The organism is Parendozoicomonas verongulae, assembly GCF_009711465.1.
Classification (GTDB): domain Bacteria; phylum Pseudomonadota; class Gammaproteobacteria; order Pseudomonadales; family Endozoicomonadaceae; genus Sansalvadorimonas; species Sansalvadorimonas verongulae.
In genome coordinates this window covers 81473-81868 of record NZ_SMME01000869.1, presented here as the reverse complement: position 1 = coordinate 81868, position 396 = coordinate 81473, and the positions used below count along the sequence as shown (strand labels likewise).

General features: G+C 44.7%; 1 protein-coding gene. It reads right to left on the bottom strand.

Going from position 1 to position 396, the window contains the following annotated elements:
- The coding region (locus E1189_RS25640; RefSeq protein ID WP_230460552.1) for a hypothetical protein at positions 1-345 on the bottom strand (345 nt) is incomplete at its 3' end.
- Positions 346-396: the final 51 nt, after the last annotated feature.

Here is a 396-nt window from a genome sequence, read left to right as displayed (position 1 = left end):
CGTTTGCAGAGTCAGTAAAACATCCTGATCGGAAGCAACAAACTTCAGGTCGAATGCAGGGGCTGGTTTAAAGGCAGGATTTAAAACGGAAGAATGGCTGACCTGTTTGTTATGAATCGGGGAAGAGGAAGCTTTCTTCTTATCCGTACTTAAGTGAGAGAGAGTATGGCTGAGTTTCGAGACTGAGACCGAATCCGAATCCGAGCTACATATTCTTTTTTCAGTGCTAAATGCTGGTTCACAGTCTGGAGATCTTTTCCCTGAAATAGAACGAAATGGCTGCATTTCTGATAACCCTTGTGCTGTCTTCCCTGAATCACTGACAATATTGACAGCACAAGCCATTTTTGGTTCCACGCCTCAGACGCAGACAGATGCGGTATTCTGAGAGTCGTT